The organism is Megasphaera cerevisiae DSM 20462, assembly GCF_001045675.1.
Lineage (GTDB): Bacteria > Bacillota > Negativicutes > Veillonellales > Megasphaeraceae > Megasphaera > Megasphaera cerevisiae.
The window spans coordinates 1-4,640 of record NZ_LEKT01000089.1 but is presented as its reverse complement, the minus strand read 5'-3'; the positions used below and the strand labels follow the sequence as shown (position 1 = coordinate 4,640).

6 protein-coding genes and 1 pseudogene are annotated in these 4,640 nt (G+C 44.4%); all 7 read left to right on the top strand.

Annotation, left to right across the window (positions count from 1 at the left end; genetic code table 11):
• Positions 1 to 134: pseudogene (locus AB840_RS18375) on the top strand (transposase); the annotation flags it as partial.
• 253 nt (positions 135 to 387) lie between these two features.
• Positions 388 to 600 carry a hypothetical protein gene (locus AB840_RS14795; RefSeq protein WP_048515606.1) on the top strand — a complete coding sequence of 71 codons (213 nt, stop codon included), beginning with the start codon at positions 388 to 390 and terminating at the stop codon, positions 598 to 600.
• 36 nt (positions 601 to 636) lie between these two features.
• A complete protein-coding gene (locus AB840_RS14790) occupies positions 637 to 1,965 on the top strand; it encodes an SLC5/6 family protein (RefSeq protein ID WP_048515607.1) in 1,329 nt (442 codons plus the stop codon).
• A gap of 33 nt (positions 1,966 to 1,998) precedes the next feature.
• On the top strand, positions 1,999 to 3,324 hold the full coding sequence (locus AB840_RS14785; RefSeq protein WP_048515605.1) for an L-cysteine desulfidase family protein: 1,326 nt from the start codon (positions 1,999 to 2,001) through the stop codon (positions 3,322 to 3,324).
• Between the two features lie 554 nt (positions 3,325 to 3,878).
• The gene (locus AB840_RS17325) at positions 3,879 to 4,025 is read left to right on the top strand and encodes a hypothetical protein (RefSeq protein ID WP_159445852.1); all 147 of its coding nucleotides are present in this window, start codon (positions 3,879 to 3,881) and stop codon (positions 4,023 to 4,025) included.
• A 6-nt stretch (positions 4,026 to 4,031) separates the two neighbouring features.
• On the top strand, positions 4,032 to 4,220 hold the full coding sequence (locus AB840_RS14780) for a winged helix-turn-helix domain-containing protein (RefSeq protein WP_048515604.1): 189 nt from the start codon (positions 4,032 to 4,034) through the stop codon (positions 4,218 to 4,220).
• Positions 4,221 to 4,547: 327 nt separating this feature from the next.
• A partial coding sequence (locus AB840_RS14775; RefSeq protein ID WP_048514666.1) for a transposase occupies positions 4,548 to 4,640 on the top strand: 93 nt, incomplete at its 3' end.

Here is a 4,640-nt window from a genome sequence, read left to right as displayed (position 1 = left end):
ATCGCGTGGAAGTAGAACGAGCTTTCAGTTTAGCGAAACGTCGGTTTGGCCTTACTCAAATCAGAACCTATCTGAAAGAAACGACACAGAGTGTAATAGCGCTGTCTATTTTGGCACTGAACCTGGGAAAACTCCAGGCTATTCAGTGTACGCCAATTTTATTTTACCTACAGGTACTACTGTGGAAGGTAAAACGGGCCTTAAAATGGCTGCCGTGTCAAAAAGTGGCTTTTGTGCAGTAGACATTAATTATTATACTGTTAAAGTTTCCGATAGGCAATGTTGTTTATGCAATATTAGCAAAAGTGTCGGAACGTGTTGACTTTATTATTTGTAATACGTATAATTAATAGTGTCTTAAAGGATACATAAAGGAGGATATCGGAATTGAATGCTGATTTATTATTAGCGAAAATCAAGGAAGAGGATTTATCGATAGATAGTTTTTTACAGTCTATTCATATGCCTACTTCTGTTTGGGACAAGAAGATACAAGGCCTGAATGAGTTTGATAGAGAGGAGATGCAGCGGATCATTGCCAGGCTTTCATTGAAAGATATGGACGTGATGGTTATTTTTTTTGATCAAAATGTATCCTAAAAGACACATTTAAAAAGAGGAGGAATAGGAATGGCAATGTCTTCAACAAAAACGTCCATTGCAGATGATTTTTCTGCTGGGGCGTTGGAAAAACATTCTGGATTGAGTCCGGAGGAATGGAAAAAAGCGACCCGCTTCGATAGTACAGACTGGGGCTGGGTCATTATGAGTATCGGCATGGCGATTGGTGCCGGTATTGTGTTTTTGCCGGTGCAGGTAGGCTTGATGGGATTATGGGTATTTTTATTATCTTCCGTCATCGGGTATCCGGCGATGTATTTATTTCAGCGGTTATTTATTAATACGCTGGCTGATTCCCCAAAGTGTCAGGATTATCCCAGCGTCATCAAAGGATATCTGGGGAAAAACTGGGGCATGTTCTTGGGTGCGTTGTATTTTGTTATGCTGATCATATGGGTATTTGTGTATTCTACGGCAATCAACAACGACAGCGCCTCTTTTTTGCAGTCCTTCGGTGTGACCGACACGCTGCTATCGAAGAATCCGCTGTATGGGCTGGGAATTATCTGCTTGCTGGTCTTACTGGCTTCCCGCGGGGAAAAGGTGTTATTTAAGATCGCAACGGGCATGGTTCTTACCAAGTTGTGTGTTGTGGCTATCCTCGGTTGTTTGATGGTGAGTCATTGGAATCTGGCAAATGTCGGGTTTTTCCCGCCTATGGGACAGCTCATCCATGATACTATCGTTATGCTGCCGTTTACGCTGACCTCTATCTTGTTTATTCAAAGCTTGAGTCCCATGGTCATTTCTTACCGGTCCCATGAAAAGTCCATTGCCGTGGCTCGGTATAAAGCGATGCGGGCCATGAACATTGCATTTGGCATCCTGTTTGTCACCGTGTTTTTCTATGCCGTATCCTTCACGCTGTCGATGGGACATGACCAGGCGGTCGCAGCGTATCATGCCAATATCTCGGCACTGGCGATGGCAGCTCAAGGCAGCGGACAGCAATATGTTAAGGTATTCAGTCTGATCCTCAATATTTTTGCTGTTATGACGGCGTATTTTGGTGTATATCTCGGATTCCGCGAAGCCTGCCAAGGGCTTGCCATGAATATGCTTTGTCGTGTGATGCCGGAGGAACGTGTCAACAAGACGGTCCTGAAATATGGCATTATCTTTTTTACGATCATGGTATCGTGGGGCGCTATTGTGCTGAATGCACCGGTGTTGAGTTTTACTTCTATCTGCAGTCCGGTCTTTGGGCTGGTAGGATGTTTGATCCCGGCGTATCTCGTATACCGAGTACCGCTGCTGCATCGGTATAAAGGCGTGTCATTGTACATCATTATCATTACGGGGATATTGCTGTGTGTATCACCGTTCTTGGCGTTTATGTCTTAATCTAATTTATTGGGAAAGGTAAGGTGGTATGTTATGCAGAATAAAGAAAGTAATACAGAGATGAAGCCATTATGGAAAGAAATGATCAAAGCGGTGCGGCATGAGGTCGTACCGGCAATTGGCTGCACAGAGCCCGTATCTCTGGCACTTGCTGCAGCGATTGCAGCAGCAACCTTGGGGATGTCAGTGTATGAGATAGAAGCCCGTGTATCTGCTAATATGATGAAAAACGGTATGGGGGTCATTGTTCCCGGAACTGGGACAGCAGGGCTGCTGATTGCGGCGGCAGTCGGTGCCATAGGCGGCAACCCGGATGGCAAACTGGAAGTTTTGAAGAATATTACACCAGCACACGTGGACCAAGCCAAGCAATTGATAGCAGACGGAAAGGTACGTATCCGCGTTGCCGACGTGGATCATGTGCTCTACTCCGAGGTACGTGTGTTTCATGGCACGGATTCGGCACGTGTTTGTATTGCCGATGCACATACAAATGTTATCCGGATAGAGAAAAATGAGAATGTCATCTTTGAAGCCAAACCAAAACAATCTATTGATAGGCAGAAGGCGTATTCTCTCGATGGCATACGGGCGCAAGATATTTTTGAATTTGCTGCACAGGTACCTATGGCTGCCATATCTTTTATTGAGGATGCTGCAACACTGAATGATGCGTTGGCAGAAACCGGCATGCGGCAGACATACGGATTGCAGATCGGTAGAGTGCTGAAGCAGCAGATCGATATCAAACAACTGTCTCGGTCACTCCTGTTGCGAATGACGGCTTGCACGGCAGCAGCTTCGGATGCACGCATGGGTGGTGCTTCGCAGGCGGCGATGACTAATTCCGGATCCGGCAATCAGGGCATTACCGCTACCGTGCCGGTAACTGTGGCTGCCAAGTACCTGCAGGCAGACCATGACACTACGATACGGGCGCTCATGCTTTCGCATATGATGGCTATCTATATTCACAGCAAACTGCCGAAACTATCAGCGCTATGTGCTGCTTCGACAGCCGCCATGGGTGCTGCCGCAGGAATCGCCTATCTCTGCACCAAGGACTTTAAAACGGTCAGTATGGCGATATCCAACATGGTCGGGGATATTCCGGGCATCATCTGTGACGGAGCTGCTCACAGCTGCTCTATGAAAGTCACGACATCAGTCATGGCGGCATATAAAGCCGTACTCATGGCACTGCAGGGCATTCGTGTCACTGGTGACGAAGGTATCGTATCAGACGACATTGATGACTCTATCAACAACGTAGGGACACTCGCCTGTGAAGGAATGGCAGAAACGGACAAACAAATATTGGCCATTATGATGCAAAAAGAGGCCAAACAACGATGTTGATGTTTTATCGCAGGGTACGATGAAATAGTATATTATTCGTAATAAGGGGGCATATGAAGGTGGAAAAGAAGTCTTCTCGACTGTTGTACCAATAGCTTCGGGGGAACTCTGCATATTGATGAAAAAAGATCACATTTCCGACTTTGTTATACGCAGGCACCTAGCAGATAGATTAGATGCCTGCGTACATTTTTATTATCATTGGATATGAAACGAGATTATCCGGGTTGAATCGGTTGGGGTTTATTACGCAGATGCCTGCTAAACGATGTATTGCCACTAATGTGTATGATAACGGATTCAAAACCATTGGAACATTACGCTTCGCAAACCACCCATCCTCGTTACAACACACAATCATCGATATCTGCAGCTTTTAGATGCTGTTCAACAATTACATATGGCACCCGTGGATACAGCAAGTCCTACTAGGCTTGTTTATGATCTTATACAGACATGGAAATTAGATACAAATACATTGATTCGGATGGCAAGACAGCATTATGATTATCGTGTGTTATGTACTACGATTGACATCGTATTGGGAGACATCCATGAATCTGCATAAAGACGAATACGCATTTGGGATCCTGATTAATAATATTCATGAAAAAAGCAATATGCAGGGAGATATTATCGAAAAAGATTATTATGTCATGTTGTTGCTGTATGGGCTATGGATAAAAGTAAACTATCCATAAGAGAATATGAGTTCGGATGAACAACAGGTACTGCATGTGATAATGGCTGATTCCAAAGTAACACAGCGTGTTATACAGCAACAAACTCATATGTCGCTTCGATCCATCAAACGGATTATGAGTGAATTGCAACGGAAGGGAATCATCCTGCGAAAGGGAAATAATCGTTCGGGTGAATGGATCGTGAAGGAGTAGGCTATGGTAGAGTTAAATTTAAAACAGATTACGGATTGATATTGTCAATATCTCTTATACATAGGCCTCTGTGGATTTGTGGGCGTCATGAATGGGGTCCCTACGAAACCGGTACATGCAAAATGTGATACATGTTTAGGATCGTAGGGGTTTGATTTATCGAACCCGCTTTTTTTGTATTATAGTTAGAAAACCCCTGGTTAGACCAGGGGTTCCAAAAAGCTTTAGCGATGAGTCTTTGAAGGTTTAAAACAAAACACCTTTGATGGTAAGATAAGAATGCGGTCCGTCAACTGCAAACCTATCCACATCAAAGGAGGTCATTCGATGAATGACACACACAGTCTATCACACAGTAAATGGAATTGTAAATATCATGTAGTATTTGCACCGAAGTATCGGCGGCAAGTATTTTATGGG

What these genes read in the sequence shown, in the direction of transcription:
- AB840_RS14790 (WP_048515607.1), top strand. Translation starts at nt 637, where the DNA reads ATGTCTTCAACAAAAACGTCCATTGCAGATGATTTTTCTGCTGGGGCG.
- AB840_RS17325 (WP_159445852.1), top strand. Translation starts at nt 3,879, where the DNA reads ATGAATCTGCATAAAGACGAATACGCATTTGGGATCCTGATTAATAAT.
- AB840_RS14785 (WP_048515605.1), top strand. Translation starts at nt 1,999, where the DNA reads ATGCAGAATAAAGAAAGTAATACAGAGATGAAGCCATTATGGAAAGAA.
- AB840_RS14780 (WP_048515604.1), top strand. Translation starts at nt 4,032, where the DNA reads ATGAGTTCGGATGAACAACAGGTACTGCATGTGATAATGGCTGATTCC.